The following is a 19038-nucleotide window of genomic DNA, read 5'->3' as shown; positions in this document are numbered from 1 at the left end:
AGCTGATCTCGACCGTTAGGCTCGGCGACATGACCGACACACCTGCCGCCGCCCCCGGCGGAACCTCGTTCGCCGAGCTCGACGCGCTGTCCACCGAGGAGCTGCGGGAGCGGGCGTTCGCCCTGGCCCGGGAGCGTCGCGACGTCAAGTTCTACTGGTCGGTGCTGCGGCACCTGCCGAACGCGGACGAGGCCACGGTGCTGGACGGCGCACCGAACTCGATCGGCCCGACCATCGACGAGGCCAACGCGCTGTGGCGGGAGCTGACCGGTCACGGTTACGAGGAGTCCGCGCCGCTGCTGCGGGCCGCCTTCATCGACTACCTGTTGAAGCACTGAGCCGCTCGGGGCAGCCCAGGTCCGCCCGGACGACAGGTTCGGGGCCTGGGCGGATGGCGTCGATCTTCCACCGCTCCGGCCCGGTCAGCCGGTACGGCACGGCGGCCGGCACCGGCGCGCTCGCCGTGTTGTTGCTTGTCGGGATCTGCGGCAGTCCGGCGTACACCGGTTGGGCCGCCACCCAGACCGACCCGGACTCGGCCGGCGCCTTCTACCTGCGCCTGCTCGCGTGGCCGGCCTGGCGGCTCCACGCGGACGGGCAGACCGGCGGCCTGTTCGCAGCCGACCTGCGGGCCGTGCTGCTGGTGGTCCTCGCGGTGGCCCTGCTCTACCTGTTGCCCGCCGCGCAGGTGGCCCGGGTGCCCGGCTCGGTCAGCCAGTTCCTCTCCGGCTGGGCCGCGTACGTGCTCGCCGGCGGGCTCGCCGCCGTGTTGTCGGCGCTGCTCGGCCCGGATCCGTCACTGCTGGTTGCCCTGCGCGACGCCAGCACCGGCGCCGGCTACGGCTTCCTCACCGGCTGGATCATCGGCACCGCCAGCCTCGGCGGTCGCGCCTGAGCTGGTCGGGCGCGGTCGCGCCTGAGCTGGCCCCGGCGCGGTCGCCTCGACCTGGCCTCCGGCGCGGTCGCGCCTGAGCTGGCCCGGCGCGGTCGCGCCTGAGCTGGGGTGGTCGGGACCAGGCCGCCGACGCGGCGGCCCGGTCGCCGTCCGGTCAGTTCGGCGCGCGGCCCAGGTCGAGCAGGCGGTGTCGACTGAGCGCACCCACCGGGCGGCCGGCGTCGGTTACCACGAGCTGGTCCCGTCCCGAGGTGAGCAGGACCGCCAGCGCGTCGTACGCGGTGCCGTCCAGTGCCACGGTGGGCAGGTCCGCCGCGGCGTCGCCGGGTACGGGTTCCAGGTCCTCCCGGTCGAGTGGGGTCACCGCCAACCGGCGGATGCCCCGGTCGGCCCCGACGAACTCGCGGACGAACGGGGTGGCGGGGGCGCCGAGCAGCGCGGCCGGTGTGTCGTACTGCTCCAGGTGCCCGCCCTCGGAGAGCACCGCGATCCGGTCGCCGAGCCGGACCGCCTCGTCGAGGTCGTGGGTGACCAGGACGATCGTCTTGCGGACCTCGGCCTGAAGCCGGAGGAACTCCTCCTGGAGGCGGGTCCGGACGATCGGGTCGACGGCCGAGAACGGCTCGTCCATCAGCAGCACCACCGGGTCGGCGGCGAGCGCGCGGGCCACCCCGACCCGCTGCCGCTGGCCACCGGACAGCTCGTGCGGATAACGGCCGCCGAACTGGGCCGGGTCCAGGCCGACCAGGTCGAGCAACTCGTCGACCCGGGCCCGGGTCTGGCGCTTGGGCCACCGGAGCAGGCCCGGCACGGTGGCCACGTTGGCCCGGACCGTCTGGTGTGGAAACAGGCCGACGTTCTGGATCACGTACCCGATGCGGCGGCGCAGTCGCACCGGGTCGGCGTCCGTCACGTCCTCGTCGCCGAGCGTGATCCGGCCGGCGGTCGGCTCGATCAGACGATTGATCATGCGCAGCACCGTCGACTTGCCGCAGCCGGACGGGCCGATCAGCACCACCAGCTCGCCCGCCCGGACGTCCAGGCTGAGGTCCCGGACCGCCTCGGTGCCGTTCGGGTAGCGCTTCTGGATGCCCTGTAGGGAGATCGACGCCGCGCGAGGGGATGAGGCCACGTCGGGAGCCTCCGGGGTAACGTCCACGTATGTCCTTCCGCCTGAGCTACCGGGCCGACCCGGGTAACCCCTGGTTCTCCTGGCAGTACGTGCGGGACAACTCTGACACGATCCTTGCCGCCGTGCGTGAACACGCCACCCTCACCGGGCGGGCGGTGCTGCTCGCCGTGTTGATCGCGCTGCCGTTGTCCGTGCTGGCGTACTGGTTCCGGCCGCTCGCCGGGCCGATCCTCGCGGTCAGCGGGATCGTCTACACCATCCCGTCGTTGGCGCTCTTCGCGTTCATCGCCCCCTACCTGGGCACCGGGACGACCACCGTGCTGGTCGGGTTGGTCCTCTACGCGCTGCTGCTGATCGTGCGCAACGTGGTGGCCGGGCTCAACCAGGTGCCCCCGGAGGTCGGCGAGGCAGCCGAGGGCATGGGTTACGGCCGGTGGGGTCGGCTGTTCCGGATCGACCTGCCGTTGGCGCTTCCGGGCATCGTGACCGGCGTACGCCTGGCGACCGTCTCGACGGTGGCGTTGGTCACAGTCGGCGTCCTGGTCGGGCACGGTGGCCTCGGGCAGTTGATCTTCGCGGGCTTCCAGAACAACCTCTACAAGGCCGAGATCATGACCGCCGCCCTGCTCTGCGTGGCGCTCGCGCTCGTGCTCGACCTCCTGCTCGTCCTGGTCGCCCGGCTGGTGACCCCGTGGTCCGCCCGGAGGGCACGGTGACCGTCGCGGCAAACCCGATCGGCCAGGCGATCACCTGGATCAACGACCCCCTCAACTGGACCAACCCCGGCGGCATGCTGGACCGGCTCGGTGAGCACCTGACCATCTCGGCCCTGGCGGTGGCACTCGGCTGCCTGGTGGCCTGGCCGCTGGGGCTCTGGCTGGGGCACCTCGGCCGGGGCGGCGGCCTGGTGGTGCTGGTGTCCAACGCCACCCTGGCCATCCCCACCCTGGCGCTGCTCACCATCCTGCCGGTGGCCTTCGCCAGCGGCTTCGGGCGGACGCCGGTCGTGGTGGCGCTTGCCGTCTTCGCGGTGCCGCCGCTGCTGGCCAACGCCTACACCGGGGTGCGGCAGGTGGACCCGGAGGCCCGCGACGCGGCCCGGGGGATGGGCCTGTCCGGCGGGCAGTTGCTGCGCCGCGTCGAGTTGCCGCTCGCGGTGCCCTACCTGGCCGCCGGCTTCCGGACCGCCGCGGTCCAGGTGATCGCGACCGCCGCGCTTGCCTCGTTCGTCAACGGCGGCGGCCTGGGCCAGATCATCCGGACCGGCTTCGGCATCGGCATCGCGGCCGGCGGTGGGCAGATCGTCGCCGGCGGTGTGCTGGTGGCCGGTCTGGCGCTGCTGGCCGAGGTGGTCCTCGGCGGTGTCGAACGCCTGGTCACCCCCCGCCCGCTGCGGCGCGGGCGACAGCGGCTGGGTCGGCCCCGAGCCGCGGACGCCACCGGGCGCGCCTGACCCGTCCGGGTGAGCCCCACGTCGCGCCGGCCACCGACGCTGGGCCGATCGGTGACGATGAGGTGACGAAGTCCATCCCAGGTTGTCGGTCGGTTGCGGAGCATGTTGGGTGGACATTCGCGGGCGACCGACAGTCAGGATCGCCCGTCGGACACGCGGCCGGCCCGGGACGGGCCGCGCCGGGACACGGAAGGCGGGCACATGCGCGCACGTACACGTCTGGCGATCGGCGCCATCGGCGCCGTCGCAGGGGCAGCACTTCTCACCGGTTGCGGTGACGCCGGCTCGTCCGGCACCGACGCACCCCAGCAGAGCGCCTCCGGCGCCGGGTGCGCCCCGGTCGCCGGCAAGCAGCTCATCGCTCTGCAGGACGACAAGAAGCTCCAGAACTCCGACAACGTCATTCCCGCGGTCAACAGCAAGGCGGCCAACCCGCAGCTGATCGCCGCACTGGACAAGGTCTCCGCGGCCCTCGACACCCCGAAGCTGATCCAGCTCAACAAGGCCGTCAACGAGGACCGCAAGACCGCCAAGGTGGCGGCCGAGGAGTTCGCCAGCGCCAACAACGTCACCGCGGGCATCGCCAAGGGGTCGGGCGGCGACATCGTGGTGGGCGCCGCCAACTTCGCCGAGAGTCAGATCCTGGGCGAGCTGTACCGGATCGCGCTCACCGCCGCCGGCTACCAGGTCAAGGTGCAGCAGATCGGCAACCGCGAGCTGTACGAGCCGGCGCTGGTGAAGGGCGAGATCCAGGTCGTCCCGGAGTACGCGGCGACGATGGCCGAGTTCCTCAACACCAAGGCCAAGGGCGGCACCCCTCCGCCGATCTCCTCGCCCGACATCAACACCACGGTGACCGCGCTCAAGGCCGAGGGCGACAAGGTGGGCATCACCTTCGGCACCCCCGCCGCCGCACAGGACCAGAACGCCTTCGCCGTCACCCAGGCGTTCGCCGACAAGTACGGCGTGCGGACCCTCTCCGAGTTCGCCGCGAAGTGCTCGGGCAGCGCGACGAAGTTGGGTGGCCCGCCGGAGTGCGAGCAGCGTCCGTTCTGCAAGCCGGGTCTGGAGAAGACGTACGGGCTGAAGGTCGGCTCGTTCTCCTCACTGGACCAGGGCGGACCGCTGACCAAGAGTGGTCTGCGGGACGGCTCGATCAGCGTGGGCCTGATCTTCTCGTCGGACGGCGCGTTCGCCACCAGCTGAGCCCTCACCGGGCGTGCCGCGGACGCCCCCGCCCCGACCGGGCGGGGGCGTCCACGCGTCCGGGGACCCCGTTCCCTCCGGCGAACCTCGTCGGTAGGCTGCACATCCATGCCAGCCCCGGTCACCTCTGACACCCGGCGTCGACCATCGCTGCTGACCGTGCTCTTCTGGGCGGGGGTGGCTCTCGCGCCGGTGGCGGCGCTGATCCTGCTGGTCGCCGACGGTAACGGCCCGCTGCGTTTCGCCGCGGTGCTCGCCATCGTCTCCGTGGTGCTGATCGGCCTCTCCATCGCGCTGCGGGCCGACGATGCCGGTGCCTCGGCCCGGGCCGACGAGCTGCAGGATGAGATCGAGGAGCTGCGTACCCAGATCGCGACCGCCGCGCAGCGCGGTAGCCAGGCCCTCGACCAGGCGCACCGGGCACAGGAGGGGATCGCCGCGGTCCGCCGCCGTCTCGACGCCAGCGGTGCCGCTCTCGCCGGTGCCGCACCCGTCGCTGCCGCCGCCGCTCCGGTGGCGGAGCCGGCGGGTGCCGGCCGGGCGCGGGTGCCGAGCGTCGAGCCACCGGGGGACAACGCCCCGGTGGCCCGTAGCCGCGTTTCGGTGCCGGGTGACGCACCGCCGGGCCGCGCCCGGGTGTCCGGCCCGGACGACGCGTCCCGGTGGGGTCAGTCCGCACATCCGGACGACGTGCCGGCCCGCCCACGGGAGGCCGCCGAGCCGCGGGCGACGGCGGGGACGTACGGCGCACAACGGCCGGCCGACGCCACGTACGGCTCAGCCCGCCGCCAGGAGCACGACCGCCCCGAACCGGCGCACCGACCCCTCGGCGTGGTCCGGCACACCGAAACCGTGCACGTCACCACCCGGCACACGGTGGTGGACGGCGGGCCCGCCGAGCCGGGTGGGCACTACGGCGCCGAGCCGGGTGGGCGCTACGGCGCCGAGCCGGGTGGGCACTACGGCGGCGAACACCCGGGTCGGTGGACGCCGCCGGCGCAGGAGTGGACCCGGGGTGGCGGCGTGGACGAGCGTGCCCGCGCGGCCGGCCGGTCGGCGGGCGAGCCGGGGGAGCGCCCCCGAGGCGGGTACGGCGACGACCGGGCTCGCCCCGGTGACAACCGGGTGCGGGGGCCGCAGCCCCCGGCCGGTGGCGAGCCCGAGTGGAGCGGTGCGCGGGAAGCGTCGGGTTGGGGCCCCGACCGGAACGAGTCGGACCCGGACGGGCACGAGCCGGGCTGGACGGGTCGCCGCGACGAGCCGGAGTGGACCGACCCGCGCGACACGTACGACGAGCCCGGCCCGGCCGCCAGGCCGCACCAGGCGCCGCAGAGGCCGGCCTCCGGCTCCTGGGACAACCCGGACGAGCGCGGTTGGTCGGAGCGGCGCGACCGGGCGAGCGCTGCCGCTCCGCAGCCCGGCCCGGCCCTGCGGGCCGACGACACGGGCGAGTACTGGTCGCAGCTGCGGGCCGGTGACCGGTGGGCCGCCGTCCGTGACGACGAGGACGGCCACGAGCTGCGGGTCGGTGAACGCCGGGCCGAGGTGCGCACCGACGCCACCGGCACCGAGTACCGGATGGCCGACCGCTGGGCCGCCGTCCGGCACGAGGAGCCGCGTCGGCACGAGCAGCCCCGCGGGCACGAGGAGCCGCGTCGGCACGAGCAGCCCCGCGGGCACGAGGAGCCGCGCCGGCACGAGCAGCGCGAGTCGTACCAGCGGGACGAGCCGGCGCGCCGGCACGATCGCGACGGTGGCCGGCGGGCCGAGCCGGCGGGCCGCCCGGCGCTACCGGTGGGCGGGGTGCCGGTGCCGGACGAGTGGCGTCCTGCGCGCCAGCGCGGCCACCAGGCGGAACCCGCACCCGAGCGGACCGGCCGGCGCCGGGTCGACGAGCGCTACGGCTACCCGCCGCAGGACGACGTGCCGCGTGCCGGCGGCACCCCGCCCGCGGAGCACTGGCGCTGACACCTCAGGTGGCCCGGCTCACTTGTCGATGTCGCCGACCACGAAGAACATCGAACCGAGGATCGCGATCAGATCCGGCACCAGGCAGCCGGGAAGCAGGGTGGCCAACGCCTGCACGTTCGCGTACGAGGCGGTGCGCAACTTCAACCGCCACGGCGTCTTCTCACCCCGCGACACCAGGTAGTAGCCGTTGATGCCGAGCGGGTTCTCCGTCCAGGCGTACGTGTGCCCCTCCGGCGCCTTGAGCACCTTCGGCAGCCGGGTGTTGATCGGCCCGGTCAGCCGGTCCACCCGGTCCAGGCACTGCTCGGCGAGGTCCAGCGACGCGTACACCTGGTCCAGCAGCACCTCGAAACGCGCGTGACAGTCGCCGGCGGTCTTGGTGACCACCGGCACTTCCAACTCGTCGTAGGCCAGGTAGGGGTCGTCGCGGCGCAGGTCCAGGTCGAGCCCGGAGGCGCGGGCCACCGGCCCGGACGCGCCGAACGCGGCGGCGTCGGCGGCGGTCAGCACGCCCACGCCCACCGTCCGGGCCAGGAAGATCTCGTTGCGCCGGATCAGGTGGTCCAGGTCGGGCAACCGCCGGCGTACCTCGCCGATCGCCGCGCGGGCCCGGCCGGTCCACCCGTACGGCACCTCCTCCTTGAGGCCGCCCACCCGGTTGAACATGTAGTGGATCCGGCCGCCGGAGACCTCCTCCATCACCGCCTGGATCGTCTCTCGTTCCCGGAAGGCGTAGAAGATCGGTGTGATCGCCCCGATCTCCAACGGGTAGGAGCCGAGGAACATCAGGTGGTTGAGCACCCGGTTCAGCTCCGCGAGGGCCATCCGCAGCCAGGTGGCCCGCTCCGGCACCTCCATGCCCATCAGGCGTTCCACCGCGAGCACCACACCCAGCTCGTTGGAGAACGCCGAGAGCCAGTCGTGCCGGTTGGCCAGCACGATGATCTGCCGGTAGTCGCGTACCTCGAAGAGCTTCTCCGCGCCCCGGTGCATGTAACCGACGATCGGTTCGCAGGCGACCACCCGCTCACCGTCGAGCACCAGCTTCAATCGCAGCACGCCGTGCGTGGAGGGGTGTTGCGGGCCGATGTTCAGCACCATGTCGGTGCCGAGCTGCTGATCGCCGGTGCCGGCGACCAGCCCGGCCCCGGTGCCGACGGTCAGTTCACGAAGGTCCCCGGCGTCGGTGGTCATGCCCGTCATCGTGCCACGACCGGGCCGAGCGGGATGCCGACCGGTTGGCGCAGCCACAGGTGCCCGCCGAGCCCGGCCGGGTCGGTCAGCTCGGCCACCGCCGACGCGGCGGCCAACGCCCGCACGTACCCCGCCGGGTCGGTGCCGGCCATGCTCAGCGGCGGTCGGCCGCCGTCGGCCCCGAGCGTCCGCAGCGCCTCGGCCTGCGAGACCAGGGAGTACGCACACCGGGCGACCGCCGCACCGGCGGAGGCGACCGAGTCCATGGCGACGTGCGCGGTCACGTCACTCGACCCGTCCGGCACCGGAGGCACCTGCCGCCCAGCCCGGTAACCGGTCAACGTCCCGTACACCGGTCTGTTCTCCCGCAGGTGCCCGTAGTCGACGGCGACCGCCAGCCCGCGTTCGATCTTGTCTACCGCGTCGGCCCAGGCTTCGTCCCTGGTCCGACCGATCTCTGCGCGCTGGTCGCTGTGGGGGGTTTCCGGGCAGCCCGGCCGGCTCCGGGCGGTCAGGCTTGATCCCTGCGCCGGCCGGGCTGCCCGGAAACCCGACTCGCTTTCGCTGGTCGGGTCTGTCCCGGCCACCCCCGGACTCGGGTCACTGTCCGTACTGAGCGGGCTCGTGGGGCTGGGCCACCACTCCGTGAGCCAACCAAGATCATCAGGGCTGAGCGGATCACCTATCGTCTCGATGCCGCTCTCGGGGTCGACCAGCACGTATCGCCAGCCGTCCTCGGTGTGTGCCGCTATGTCCAGCGGGACGTTGTCCAACCACTCGGTGGCCAGCAGTACTCCGGTGATCTTGGTTGGGATCTCGGCTGTCCAGTTGATCTCTTCAGGCAGGTTCTCCGGGCGGTCGGCGTACTCGACTGCGGTGAAGCGGACCCGCTCCGCAAGCGGCGGACGGACGGTGCCGGACGGCGGCTCGTTCCGTAAGGAACGGGTGGCGGCCGTGGGAGTCAGGGTTTCCGGGGAGCCCGCCCGCGCAGGGATCAAGCCTGACCGCCCGGAGCGGGTGGGCTCCCCGGAAACCCCCACCGCGCCCCCGACGGCGGGTGCGGACGCGACGAGCCTGAGCAGGCCGTGCAGCAGCTCCCCACCCCCGGCACCCACGTCGACCACGTCGAACCGTGGCGGATGGCCGAGTGCCGAGTCCACCTCCGAGATCAGGCGCAGCAGGGCGTTCGTGAATGCCGGTGAGGCGTGCACGCTGGTGCGGAAGTGGTTGGCGGGCCCGGTGCCGGCGACGAAGAAGCCGCCCGGCCCGTAGAGGGCTCTGCTCATGGCGTCCCGCCAGGCGATCGACATCCATCCACTCCGATTCCGGCCCACGTCACGATCATTCGCGCTGTCCCGCTCGGCAGCGGAGGGGCGCGCGGTGCTCAGTTGCTGAAAGGTAGGTCAGGAAGGCTCCCGGCACCTCCCTTTCATCATTTGATCAGGGTGGGCTCCCCGGAGATCTGTTCAGGCCTGGAAGTAGTGCCCTGCGTCCAGGTCGGCGATCAGGCCGGGGTGGGTGGGGGCCCAGCCCAGCAGTTCGCGTGTGATCGCGGACGACGTCGGGTTGTCGAGTTGGGCGAACGAGCCGAGGAACCCGAAGTAGTCGTTCGCCTCGTCGGCGCTGATGCTTCGGACCGGGACGTCGAGGTTGCGGCCGACGGCAGCGGCGATGTGCTGGAAGGGGACTCCTTCGTCGGCGGCTCCGTGCAGGCGCGCACCGGCCGGGGCCTTTTCGAGCGCGAGTCGGTAGAGCTCGGCCGCGTCGAGCGTGTGCACCGCCGGCCACCGGTTGGCGCCCTCGCCGACGTACGCGGCGTACCCGTGCCGCCGAGCGGCGGCGATGATGACGGTGATGAAGCCGTAGTGGTCGAGCGAGCTGTGCACGGTGGGCGCGAGCCGGACGACGGAGCCGCGCACACCGCGTGAGGTGAGGCCGGTGACGAGGTTCTCCGCGTCGATCCGGTAGCCGCTCGGGAAGGTGTCTCGTTCGGTGCCGGGGCGGCCGGCGACGCCGCCACGCGCGAGCATGGCCGTTCCGCTCGTGCTGACCAGGGGTTTGCCGGAGCCGTCCAGGCCGTCGGCGAGTGCTTCGAGGGCGTCCAGGTCGGCCTCGGCCGCGCCGGCCAGGTCGCCGTTGAGCATGAGGTCGTGGCGGAACGCCAGGTGGATGACCCCGTCGGAGGCGGCCGCCTCGGCGCGAAGGACGTCGAGGTCGGACAGGTCGCCGCGGCGTACGCCCGCGTCGAGCTTCTCGATCGCGGCGGCGGATGTGTCGGAGCGGGCCAGACCGACGACGTCGTGTCCGGCGGAGAGCAGTGCCGGCACGACCGCGGAGCCGAGGTGGCCGGAGGCGCCTGTGACGAATACGCGCATGGTCATTCCTTCGTGGGAGGGTGATGTCACCTTGCGACATGACCGTATCTCGCGATGTCGCAAGATGACATGGCTCGAACGAAAAGAATGTCGCAGTGTGACATCAGATACCATTGCCGAATGGCCCGCTGGCAACCGGACGCGCGCGGCCGCCTGGAGGCGGCCGCCTTCGAGCTGTTCCGTGAGCGCGGCTTCGAGGAGACCACCGTCGCCGACATCGCCACCCGAGCCGGCCTCGACAAACGCACCTTCTACCGGCTCTTCGGCGACAAGCGCGAGGCGCTCTTCAGCGGCAGCGGGCAGCTGGAGGAGATCCTGGTCAAGGCGGTGACTGAGACGGACGCCGCCCCCTTCGAGGCGGTCGTCGCCGCCTTCCGCCGGGTGGCGGAGGACATCTTCGCCGATCGCCTCGAGGTGGTCCGGATGCGTCAATCCATCATTCAGGGCAGCCCCGAGCTGCAGGAGCGCGAGCTGCGCAAGACGGGCGCGCTGGTGGCCGCGGTCACCGTCGCCCTGCGCGCCAAGGGCCTCGACGAGAGCACGGCCACCCTGGCCACCGAGTCCGGTGTCACGGTCTTCCGCGTCGCGTACGCGCGTTGGATCGCGCCCGACAGCGACGCCTCGCTCAGCGACCTGATCGCCGAGGTGGCCAGCGAGCTGCGCGCGATCACGTCCGCCCCGGGGCGGCGTTGACGGGGGCCTCCGTCAGTGGTGAAGGTTTTCACACATGCTTGTCCTGGTTCGGCGGGCCGGGCGCATACTTGCGATCGACCGGTACCCCTTCTCGAGGACTGGATCGTTCATGAGCGCACCGCTGCGCCCGCGTCCGGCCGCCCTGTCCGGGCCCGCCGCTCCCGGCGTCCCTCCCACCGCCCGTCTGCTCACCGTCGGTGTCGTCGGCGCCGGTCGGGTCGGAGCCGTCCTGGGTGCCGCACTCGTCGCCGCCGGGCACCGGGTGGTCGCCGTCACCGGCGACTCCGGGGCCAGCCGAGCCCGCCTCGCCCTGCTGCTGCCCGAGGTGCCCCGCCGCCCGGCTGCCGCCGTCGCCCACGCCGCCGCCGACCTGCTGCTGGTCGCGGTACCGGACGACACGTTGGCCGGTGTGGTGGCCGACCTCGCCGAGCGGGGCGCGCTGCGTCCGGGCCAGATCGTCGCGCACACCTCGGGCGCGCACGGCCTGGCCGTGCTGTCGCCGGCCGCCGCGGTCGGCGCCCGCCCGCTCGCCCTGCACCCCGCCATGACCTTCACCGGTACGCCGGACGACCTGGCCCGGCTGGACGGCATCTCGTACGGGGTGACCGCCCCGGCGGAGCTGCGCCCCCTCGCCGCCCGGCTGGTCGCCGACCTGGGTGGCGTGCCCGAATGGGTGGCCGAGTCGGACCGCCCGCTGTACCACGCCGCGCTGGCCCACGGCGCGAACCACCTGGTGACCCTGGTGAACGAGGCGACCGACCGGCTGCGCGACGCCGGGGTGGCCCGACCGGAGAAGGTGCTGGCCCCGCTGCTGCGGGCCGCCCTGGAGAATGCGCTGCGGCTCGGTGACGACGCGTTGACCGGCCCGGTCTCCCGGGGCGACGCGGGCACCGTCCAGCGGCACCTGGCCCGGTTGGCCGCCACCGCGCCGGAGTCCGTTCCCGCCTATCTCGCGTTGGCCCGGCGTACCGCCGACCGGGCGATCGCCGCCGGCCGACTGCGGCCGGTGGACGCGCAGTCGCTGCTCGGCGTGCTCGCCGACACCGCCCGGGAGGTGGCCGCATGACACAGCTCGTACACTCGCGCGCCGAGTTGGCCGAGACCCGGGCCGGGCTGAAGGGCACGGTCGGCGTGGTGATGACCATGGGCGCGCTGCACTCCGGGCACGAGACGTTGCTGCGCGCGGCCCGGGAACGGGCCGACCACGTGCTGGTGACGATCTTCGTGAACCCGTTGCAGTTCGGGCCGAACGAGGACTTCGACCGTTACCCGCGCACCCTCGACGCCGACCTGGAGGTGTGCCGGCGGGCGGGGGCGGACCTCGTCTTCGCCCCGTCGGTGGCGGACATGTACCCGGACGGTCAGCCCCGCGTACGCCTCGACCCGGGCCCGCTCGGCGCGGAGTTGGAGGGCGCGAGCCGCCCCGGCTTCTTCCACGGGGTGCTCACCGTGGTGCTGAAGCTGCTCCAGCTCACCCGACCGGACCTGACGTTCTTCGGCGAGAAGGACTACCAGCAGCTCACCCTGGTCCGGCGGATGACCCGGGACCTGGACGTACCGGTCGAGGTGGTCGGCGTGCCGACCGTCCGGGAGCCGGACGGGTTGGCGCTGTCCAGCCGTAACCGCTACCTGAGCGAGTCGGAGCGGGCCGCCGCGCTGAGCCTGTCCGCCGCGTTGCGGGCCGGTGCCCGGGCCGCCGAGGACGGCCTGGACGCGGGCGCGGTGCTGACCGCCGCGCACACCGCGTTCGGCGCCGGTACGCCGGGAGCACGCCTCGACTACCTGGTGCTCACCGATCCCGAGCTGGAGCCGGGGCCGGTCAGCGGGCCGGCGCGGCTGGTGATCGCCGCCTGGGTGGGCGCCACCCGCCTGATCGACAATGCGGCCGTCCACCTCGCCCCGCGCGCCTGACCGGGCCGCCACCCTCCACCAATCCGCGAAAGGCCACCCCGATGTTCCGGACCATGCTCAAGTCGAAGATCCACCGAGCCACCGTGACCCAGGCCGACCTGCACTACGTCGGTTCGGTGACTGTGGACGAGGATCTGCTCGACGCCGCCGACCTGCTCCCCGGCGAGCAGGTGGCGATCGTGGACATCACCAACGGTGCCCGGCTGGAGACGTACGTGATCCCCGGCGTGCGGGGCAGCGGCGTGATCGGCATCAACGGTGCCGCCGCGCACCTGGTGCACCCCGGTGACCTGGTCATCCTGATCTCGTACGCCCAGATGAACGACGCCGAGGCCCGGTCGTACCGGCCACTGGTGGTGCACGTGGACGCCGACAACCGCGTGATCGAGTTGGGCGGGGACCCGGCCGGTGTGGCACCCGGCATGGCCGGTGACCCGGTGCCCAGTCCGTTCGCCGTGTCCGGAGTCTGATCCCGCGCGACGCAATTCCGGTCTGTCACCGGAAGGTCATTACCGGTTACCCTTGGCGCGCTGGCGGAAGCCGGTCGGTGGCTGGGGGAGGCCGCTATGCGCGTTGCCAGGACGACCGTGTTCGCCGCTGCCGTGACGGCAGTGCTGCTGGTGGGCTGTGCCGGGTCCGGCGGCCTGGACGGTGACCTGACCGACGACTGGGCGGCGCTGCCGCAGGCGTCGGCGTTCACCCCGGCCGCCGGTGTCTGCCAGGCCGCCGACTTCACCGATGTGGTCACCCTGGCCGCCTACGAGCCGGTGGACTGCGCCGGCCCGCACCGGGTGGAGACCGTGCACGTGGGGGCGTTTCCGGCCGAGCGGGCGAGCGCCCCGGCGGGTGGCTCGGCGGAGCTGCGGGGCGCGTTCACCGAGTGCGACACCCGGGCGACGGGGTACGTGGGCGACGACTGGCGGGCCGGCCGACTGCGGTTGTCGGTGGCGCTGCCCTCCGGGCCGGGCTGGACGGCCGGTGCCCGTTGGTTCCGGTGCGACCTCACCGAGCTGACCACCGTCGAGTCCGCGGCCACCGTGGTGGTCCGGTCGGGCAGCCTGCGGGACGCGTTGAAGGGGGCCGCCGGGCTGCGGCTCGGTTGCCAGCAGACCCGCACGGGGGCCGGTGCGGGCGTGCAGACACTGGTCCCGGTGGAGTGCGCGAAACAGCACGACGCCGAGTTCGTCGGGGTGTGGCGTGCGCCGGACATGGCGTACCCGACCAGGGGCGCCGACTGGGCGCGGCTCTACACCGGCTGTCGCAGCATCCTCGGCCGGTACGTGGGCGTACCGGACGACGCCAAGCTGCGTCTGCGCAGCGGTGTGGTGGCCCGCCCGCCGGGTGCGGGGCGTTGGCGGGTCGGCGACCGGGGTGTCCGCTGCTACCTCTGGCTCAGCGACCGTACGGTGACCGCCTCGCTGAAGGGCGCGGGCCCGGCTGGTCTTCCGGTCCGGACGAAGTGACCACGGCCGGCCGGCCGGCACGGCACGGGCGGCGCCGGACGGGGTAGCCCAAAACACTCGTCCCGCCCCCGCCGCCCCGAGCGAGGATGGTTCGGGTTGACTGGGGGGATGGACGTTCCGACCGTCGACCTGCCGGCCCTGCCCGCGTTGTTGGCCGCGCCCGCGCCCGGCTGGGTGGAGACCACCGACGTGATCGTGGTGGGTTCCGGGGTGGCCGGGTTGACCGCCGCACTGCACCTGCGTGAGGCGGGCCTGCACGTCACGGTGGTCACCAAGGTCAACATCGACGACGGCTCGACGCGCTGGGCGCAGGGCGGCATCGCCGCCGTGCTCGACCCCACCGACACCCCGGCGGCACATGCCCGCGACACCGAGATCGCCGGAGTCGGGCTCTGTGACCCGGCGGCGGTCCGGGTGCTTGTCGAGGAGGGCCCGACCCGGCTGCGGGAGTTGATGCGCGTCGGTGCCGAGTTCGATCGCCACCCGGACGGCTCCCTGATGCTGACCCGCGAGGGCGGCCACCGGGCGGACCGGATCGTGCACGCGGGCGGTGACGCCACCGGCGCGGAGGTGCAGCGGGCCCTGCACGCCGCGGTGCAACGCGACCCGTGGATCCGCCTCGTCGAGCACGCCCTGGTCCTGGACCTGCTGCGCGCGCCCGGCGACGGCCCGGACGGGCTCGGCCCGGCCTGCGGGATCACCCTGCACGTGCTCGGCGAGGGCAGCGAGGACGGCGTCGGCGCACTGCTGGCCCGTGCGGTGGTGCTCGCCACCGGCGGGATGGGGCAGATCTTCGCGGCCACCACCAACCCGGCGGTCTCCACCGGCGACGGCGTGGCGTTGGCGCTGCGGGCCGGCGCGGCGGTCACCGACGTGGAGTTCGTCCAGTTCCATCCGACAGCCCTGATCACCCCGCCCGGCGCGGGAGTGCCCGGCGCCGGGCACGCGCAGCAGCCGCTGGTCTCCGAGGCGCTGCGCGGCGAGGGCGCCCACCTGGTGGACGCCGACGGCAAGCGGTTCATGGTGGGCCAGCACGAGCTGGCCGAGCTGGCACCCCGGGACGTGGTGGCCAAGGGCATCCACCGGGTGTTGCTGGCCACCGGCGCGGACCACGTCTTCCTCGACGCACGGCACCTGGGCGGGGATTTCCTGGCCGGCCGGTTCCCCACCATCGTGGCGTCCTGCCTGGCGATCGGCGTGGACCCGGCGACCGACCTGATCCCGGTGGCACCGGCCGCCCACTACGCCTCCGGCGGCGTCCGCACCGATCTGCGCGGCCGCACCTCGATCCCCGGCCTGTACGCCTGCGGCGAGGTGGCCTGCACGGGTGTGCACGGTGCGAACCGACTGGCCAGCAACTCGCTGCTGGAGGGCCTGGTCTTCTCCCGGCGGATCGCCGAGGACATCGCGGCCGGCCTGCCCGAGCAGGCGCAGCCGGCGGACACCGGTGCCTGGCGCGGGGGCGCGGGCTGGGTGCTGCCCGCGGAGGCGACGCCGACCCTGCAACGGGCGATGAGCCGGGGCGCCGGGGTGCTCCGATCCGCGGCGACGCTGGCCGAGACGGCCGGGACACTGCGGGAGTTGGGCGCCGCCCGGGGGCGGTCCCGGACCGCCGACTGGGAGGCGACGAACCTGCTCACCGTGGCGTCGACGCTTGTCGCCGCCGCGTACGCGCGGGGTGAGACCCGGGGTTGCCACTGGCGGGAGGACTTCCCGACGGCCGACGAGCGGTGGCTGGGCCACCTGGTCGGGTCGGTCGGGGCAGGAGGTCGGGTGGGCCAACAGTGGGAGGGGAACTCACAGTGAGCGCGAGGAGTGAGCCGGTTTTGCGAGCCCCGCAGTCGCGAACGGAGACGGCATTGACGGGGTCGACAGAGGCGGCGTTGCGGGCGGCCGGGCTGGATCCGGTGCAGGTGCGGCAGGTGATCGAGACCGCGCTGGTCGAGGACCTGGGCCCGGACTTCCTGGACGTCACGAGTGTGGCCACCATTCCGGCGGAGCAGACCGACACCGCCGACCTGGTGGCCCGAGCGGATGGTGTGCTGGCCGGGATGGCCGTGGCCGCCGCCGTGTTCGAGCTGGTGGGGGAGGTGACCGGCTTCGGTCGTACCGTCGAGGTGTCGGTGTCGGCCCGCGACGGTGAGCGGGTGGCCCGCGGCGACGTGCTGGCGACGGTGGCCGGCCCGACCCGGCTGCTGCTGACGGCCGAGCGGACGGCGCTCAACCTGCTCTGCCGGATGTCCGGGGTGGCCACCCACACCCGGGCCTGGGCCGACGCCCTGGCCGGCACGAAGGCGATGGTGCTGGACACCCGCAAGACGACGCCGGGCCTGCGGGCGCTGGAGAAGTACGCGGTGCGCGCGGGCGGGGGCACCAACAAGCGGATGGGCCTCTACGACGTGGCCATGATCAAGGACAACCACAAGCTGGCGGCCGGCGGGATCACACCGGCCTACCGACGGGTCCGGGAGGCGTTCCCGGAGGTGTCGGTGCAGGTCGAGGTGACAACCGTCGACGAGGCGGTGGAGGCGGTGGAGGCCGGTGCGGACTTCCTGCTCTGCGACAACATGACGCCGGAGGTGCTGGCCGAGGCGGTGGCCGCGGTGGGTGACCGGGCGGAGCTGGAGGCGACCGGCGGGCTGACCCTGGAGGTGGCGGGGCGGTACGCGGCCACCGGCGTCGACTTCCTCTCGGTGGGCGCGCTGACCCACTCGTCGCCGATCCTGGACATCGCGCTGGACCTGCGCACCGGGTAGCGGACCGAGGTCGGCGTCTCAGACGGTGGTGAGCGAGCTGGCGGCCAGGTTGAAGATCACCCGGTTCTCGGTGTCCTGCCGGCCGTCCAGCCCGTACTTGGCGCGGAAGAGCTCCAGCACCCGGTTGTAGATCTCCGGCGGCAGCTCGTCGGCCTCGCCGATGGCGAAGATCTCGCCGGCCGCCTCGGGCCGGTCCAGTACGACGGTGAGCCCGGCCAGGCCGTGCCGGGCCACGTTGCGCACCAGGTCGGTGCCGGCGATGTACCAGTCGCCGTCGGAGCGTACGTATAGCGCGTCGCAGGTTTCCAGGTCCCGACCGGCCTGGCGCAGGCAGAGCCGCAGCGTGAGACAGGCCGCCAGGTCCTCCAGCGGAGCGGTGTCCCACAACTCGGCGAACCGGTCGTCGACGAACTCGCCCAACGGGGTCGAGACGAACGCCTCGATCTGCTGGGTGTCGAAGGTGCTGCCCTGCACCGGGAAGAACGAGATGAAGGCCTTTCCGTCCCAGCGGTACATCTGCACGGAGGGGGCGGCGCTGTAGACCCGGACCTGAAGCCGGGCGCGGGCCGACTCGGGCAGCTCCTCGCTGAGCCGCGCGAGATGCCACAGGTTGTTGAGGATGGCGACCGAGGCGTCCCGCCGGCGCAACTCCTCGCCGCGCAGCCGGACCGCCGGCGAGTCCGGGTCGAGCAGCAGCACCTTGACGACGGCGCCGTTGGCGAGCGCGGAGCGCAACGCGGCTACGAACCGGGCAGCGTACGGGCCTTCCAGCATGCTGGTCCAGGTCTCCAGGATGGCCACGATCTCCCGGGACTGGGCGACCCGTTCGATCAGGGCGTCCCGGTCCAGGCGGGGGTGCTCGATGATGCTCACCGTCTGGAGTTCGCGGAAGAGCGGATTGAGCACCACGTACGTCAGCAGCGTCATGATCAGCGCGGCGCCGATGTTGAGGTAGAGGTCGCCGGTGAAGCTGCCGCTCTCCCGAACGGACGCCCGCCAGGCCTGCACGATCATCCAGATGGCGCCGCCGGCCAACGCGATCAGCACGAACACGTGTCGTCGACGCCGGCGCAGGGTGTTGCGGCCCCGCATCCACCACGTCCCCGACATGTCCGCTCCCCGTCCGGCCGCGCCGTGGATTGATCCATGCTCATGTCGCGATACGACAAGGATACGGTCCGTCGCCCGGTCCGCACCCGCCCGTACGGTCGTTGTCTAGGCTGCGTGCGTGCTGCTCTGCATCGACATCGGAAACACCAACACCGTGCTGGCGACCTTCGACGGCGACAAGCTGGTGCACTCCTGGCGGATCAAGACCGATGCCCGCTCGACGGCGGACGAGTTGGGCCTCATGTTCCGGGGGCTGCTCGCCGGGGACAACGTCGAGATCACCGGCGTGGCCGCCTGCTCGACGGTGCCTGCCGCGTTGCGATCGCTGCGCACCATGCTCGGCCGCTACTACGCGGACCTGCCGAGCGTGATCGTCGAGCCGGGCGTGCGGACCGGGGTGCAGTTGGCGATCGACAATCCGAAGGAGGTGGGTGCCGACCGGGTGGTGAACACGCTTGCCGCGTACTCCCTCTATGGCGGGCCGTCGATCGTGGTGGACTTCGGCACCACCACCAACTTCGACGTGATCAGCGGTCGGGGCGAGTTCCTCGGCGGGGCGTTCGCCCCGGGCATCGAGATCTCCTTCGACGCGTTGGCCGCCCGCGCCGCCCAACTGCGCAAGGTCGAGGCCACCAAGCCCCGTTCGGTGATCGGCAAGAACACCGTGGAGTGCCTCCAGGCCGGCCTCTACTTCGGGTTCGCCGGGCAGGTGGACCGCATCGTCGAGCGGATGACCGAGGAGTTGGGCGAGGTGAAGGCGGTGATCGCCACCGGCGGCCTGGCCTCCCTGGTGATCAACGAGTGCCGCACCATCACCCACCACGAGCCGATGATCACGCTGATCGGCCTCCGGATGGTCTACGAACGCAACCTGTGACC

19 protein-coding genes are annotated in these 19038 nt (G+C 72.9%); 14 read left to right on the top strand and 5 right to left on the bottom strand.

Going from position 1 to position 19038, the window contains the following annotated elements:
• The first annotated feature begins 29 nt into the window (after positions 1–29).
• Positions 30–338 carry a hypothetical protein gene (locus ACGFIQ_RS16995; RefSeq protein ID WP_030489956.1) on the top strand — a complete coding sequence of 103 codons (309 nt, stop codon included), beginning with the start codon at positions 30–32 and terminating at the stop codon, positions 336–338.
• A gap of 53 nt (positions 339–391) precedes the next feature.
• Positions 392–895 (top strand): hypothetical protein, encoded by a 504-nt coding sequence (locus ACGFIQ_RS16990; RefSeq protein WP_393244491.1) that lies wholly within the window; start codon positions 392–394, stop codon positions 893–895.
• Between the two features lie 154 nt (positions 896–1049).
• Here the strand turns inward: ACGFIQ_RS16990 and ACGFIQ_RS16985 are convergent, their stop codons facing one another.
• A complete protein-coding gene (locus tag ACGFIQ_RS16985; RefSeq protein ID WP_393244489.1) occupies positions 1050–2054 on the bottom strand; it encodes an ABC transporter ATP-binding protein in 1005 nt (334 codons plus the stop codon).
• 2 nt (positions 2055–2056) lie between these two features.
• Between ACGFIQ_RS16985 and ACGFIQ_RS16980 the strand changes: the two genes are divergently transcribed.
• From ACGFIQ_RS16980 to ACGFIQ_RS16965, 4 genes are all read left to right on the top strand, one after another.
• Positions 2057–2743 carry an ABC transporter permease gene (locus ACGFIQ_RS16980; RefSeq protein WP_357067938.1) on the top strand — a complete coding sequence of 229 codons (687 nt, stop codon included), beginning with the start codon at positions 2057–2059 and terminating at the stop codon, positions 2741–2743.
• Complete coding sequence (locus ACGFIQ_RS16975) at positions 2740–3480, top strand: ABC transporter permease (RefSeq protein ID WP_393244486.1); 741 nt, start codon at positions 2740–2742, stop codon at positions 3478–3480. The genes ACGFIQ_RS16980 and ACGFIQ_RS16975 overlap by 4 nt, the downstream gene beginning before the upstream one ends.
• A 201-nt stretch (positions 3481–3681) precedes the next feature.
• Entirely contained in the window at positions 3682–4686 is a 1005-nt protein-coding gene (locus ACGFIQ_RS16970) for a glycine betaine ABC transporter substrate-binding protein (protein WP_393244484.1), read from the top strand.
• A 108-nt stretch (positions 4687–4794) separates the two neighbouring features.
• Positions 4795–6654, top strand: coding sequence for a hypothetical protein (locus tag ACGFIQ_RS16965; RefSeq protein WP_393244482.1), 1860 nt, complete (start codon positions 4795–4797; stop codon positions 6652–6654).
• A gap of 18 nt (positions 6655–6672) precedes the next feature.
• On the opposite strand, the gene ACGFIQ_RS16960 is transcribed toward ACGFIQ_RS16965, so the two are convergent.
• From ACGFIQ_RS16960 to ACGFIQ_RS16950, 3 genes are all read right to left on the bottom strand, one after another.
• Positions 6673–7860: an NADH-quinone oxidoreductase subunit D gene (locus ACGFIQ_RS16960; protein WP_393244480.1), complete on the bottom strand. Its 1188-nt coding sequence runs from the start codon at positions 7858–7860 to the stop codon at positions 6673–6675.
• The gene (locus ACGFIQ_RS16955) at positions 7857–9161 is read right to left on the bottom strand and encodes an SAM-dependent methyltransferase (protein WP_393244478.1); all 1305 of its coding nucleotides are present in this window, start codon (positions 9159–9161) and stop codon (positions 7857–7859) included. Before ACGFIQ_RS16955 ends, ACGFIQ_RS16960 begins: the two co-directional genes overlap by 4 nt.
• A gap of 156 nt (positions 9162–9317) precedes the next feature.
• Positions 9318–10226 carry an SDR family oxidoreductase gene (locus ACGFIQ_RS16950; RefSeq protein ID WP_393244476.1) on the bottom strand — a complete coding sequence of 303 codons (909 nt, stop codon included), beginning with the start codon at positions 10224–10226 and terminating at the stop codon, positions 9318–9320.
• Positions 10227–10346: 120 nt separating this feature from the next.
• Here ACGFIQ_RS16950 and ACGFIQ_RS16945 point away from each other — a divergent pair, with 120 nt between their 5' ends.
• The 7 genes from ACGFIQ_RS16945 (at position 10347) to nadC (ending at position 17049) form a co-directional block, all read left to right on the top strand.
• Positions 10347–10919 carry a TetR family transcriptional regulator gene (locus ACGFIQ_RS16945; RefSeq protein WP_393244474.1) on the top strand — a complete coding sequence of 191 codons (573 nt, stop codon included), beginning with the start codon at positions 10347–10349 and terminating at the stop codon, positions 10917–10919.
• 109 nt (positions 10920–11028) lie between these two features.
• On the top strand, positions 11029–11985 hold the full coding sequence (locus ACGFIQ_RS16940) for a Rossmann-like and DUF2520 domain-containing protein (protein ID WP_393244472.1): 957 nt from the start codon (positions 11029–11031) through the stop codon (positions 11983–11985).
• Complete coding sequence (panC, locus tag ACGFIQ_RS16935; RefSeq protein ID WP_393244470.1) at positions 11982–12830, top strand: pantoate--beta-alanine ligase; 849 nt, start codon at positions 11982–11984, stop codon at positions 12828–12830. The genes ACGFIQ_RS16940 and panC overlap by 4 nt, the downstream gene beginning before the upstream one ends.
• 41 nt (positions 12831–12871) lie before the next feature.
• Positions 12872–13300: an aspartate 1-decarboxylase gene (gene panD / locus ACGFIQ_RS16930; RefSeq protein WP_393244468.1), complete on the top strand. Its 429-nt coding sequence runs from the start codon at positions 12872–12874 to the stop codon at positions 13298–13300.
• A 96-nt stretch (positions 13301–13396) separates the two neighbouring features.
• The gene (locus tag ACGFIQ_RS16925) at positions 13397–14293 is read left to right on the top strand and encodes a septum formation family protein (protein WP_393244466.1); all 897 of its coding nucleotides are present in this window, start codon (positions 13397–13399) and stop codon (positions 14291–14293) included.
• A gap of 108 nt (positions 14294–14401) precedes the next feature.
• Positions 14402–16099, top strand: a complete 1698-nt coding sequence (locus tag ACGFIQ_RS16920) for an L-aspartate oxidase (RefSeq protein WP_393244464.1) — start codon at positions 14402–14404, stop codon at positions 16097–16099.
• A gap of 53 nt (positions 16100–16152) precedes the next feature.
• On the top strand, positions 16153–17049 hold the full coding sequence (nadC, locus tag ACGFIQ_RS16915; protein WP_393244462.1) for a carboxylating nicotinate-nucleotide diphosphorylase: 897 nt from the start codon (positions 16153–16155) through the stop codon (positions 17047–17049).
• Between the two features lie 18 nt (positions 17050–17067).
• On the opposite strand, the gene ACGFIQ_RS16910 is transcribed toward nadC, so the two are convergent.
• Entirely contained in the window at positions 17068–18159 is a 1092-nt protein-coding gene (locus ACGFIQ_RS16910) for a hypothetical protein (RefSeq protein WP_393244460.1), read from the bottom strand.
• 118 nt (positions 18160–18277) lie between these two features.
• On the opposite strand from ACGFIQ_RS16910, the gene ACGFIQ_RS16905 reads away from it, so the two are divergent.
• Complete coding sequence (locus ACGFIQ_RS16905; protein ID WP_357067967.1) at positions 18278–19036, top strand: type III pantothenate kinase; 759 nt, start codon at positions 18278–18280, stop codon at positions 19034–19036.
• Positions 19037–19038 lie beyond the last annotated feature (2 nt).

Source organism: Micromonospora sp. NPDC048898 (assembly GCF_043198035.1).
Taxonomy (GTDB): domain Bacteria; phylum Actinomycetota; class Actinomycetes; order Mycobacteriales; family Micromonosporaceae; genus Micromonospora.
The sequence above is the reverse complement of the archived record's forward strand: the minus strand, read 5'-3'. Positions and strand labels throughout refer to the sequence as shown.

Bases quoted from the DNA above. Each gene is read 5' to 3' on its own strand.
- ACGFIQ_RS16920 (WP_393244464.1), top strand. From the start codon at position 14,402: ATGGACGTTCCGACCGTCGACCTGCCGGCCCTGCCCGCGTTGTTGGCC.
- ACGFIQ_RS16990 (WP_393244491.1), top strand. From the start codon at position 392: ATGGCGTCGATCTTCCACCGCTCCGGCCCGGTCAGCCGGTACGGCACG.
- ACGFIQ_RS16925 (WP_393244466.1), top strand. From the start codon at position 13,397: ATGCGCGTTGCCAGGACGACCGTGTTCGCCGCTGCCGTGACGGCAGTG.
- ACGFIQ_RS16950 (WP_393244476.1), bottom strand. From the start codon at position 10,226: ATGCGCGTATTCGTCACAGGCGCCTCCGGCCACCTCGGCTCCGCGGTC.
- panD (WP_393244468.1), top strand. From the start codon at position 12,872: ATGTTCCGGACCATGCTCAAGTCGAAGATCCACCGAGCCACCGTGACC.
- ACGFIQ_RS16970 (WP_393244484.1), top strand. From the start codon at position 3,682: ATGCGCGCACGTACACGTCTGGCGATCGGCGCCATCGGCGCCGTCGCA.
- ACGFIQ_RS16945 (WP_393244474.1), top strand. From the start codon at position 10,347: ATGGCCCGCTGGCAACCGGACGCGCGCGGCCGCCTGGAGGCGGCCGCC.
- ACGFIQ_RS16955 (WP_393244478.1), bottom strand. From the start codon at position 9,161: ATGTCGATCGCCTGGCGGGACGCCATGAGCAGAGCCCTCTACGGGCCG.
- ACGFIQ_RS16995 (WP_030489956.1), top strand. From the start codon at position 30: ATGACCGACACACCTGCCGCCGCCCCCGGCGGAACCTCGTTCGCCGAG.
- ACGFIQ_RS16960 (WP_393244480.1), bottom strand. From the start codon at position 7,860: ATGACGGGCATGACCACCGACGCCGGGGACCTTCGTGAACTGACCGTC.
- ACGFIQ_RS16940 (WP_393244472.1), top strand. From the start codon at position 11,029: ATGAGCGCACCGCTGCGCCCGCGTCCGGCCGCCCTGTCCGGGCCCGCC.
- ACGFIQ_RS16980 (WP_357067938.1), top strand. From the start codon at position 2,057: ATGTCCTTCCGCCTGAGCTACCGGGCCGACCCGGGTAACCCCTGGTTC.
- ACGFIQ_RS16910 (WP_393244460.1), bottom strand. From the start codon at position 18,159: ATGTCGGGGACGTGGTGGATGCGGGGCCGCAACACCCTGCGCCGGCGT.
- panC (WP_393244470.1), top strand. From the start codon at position 11,982: ATGACACAGCTCGTACACTCGCGCGCCGAGTTGGCCGAGACCCGGGCC.
- ACGFIQ_RS16965 (WP_393244482.1), top strand. From the start codon at position 4,795: ATGCCAGCCCCGGTCACCTCTGACACCCGGCGTCGACCATCGCTGCTG.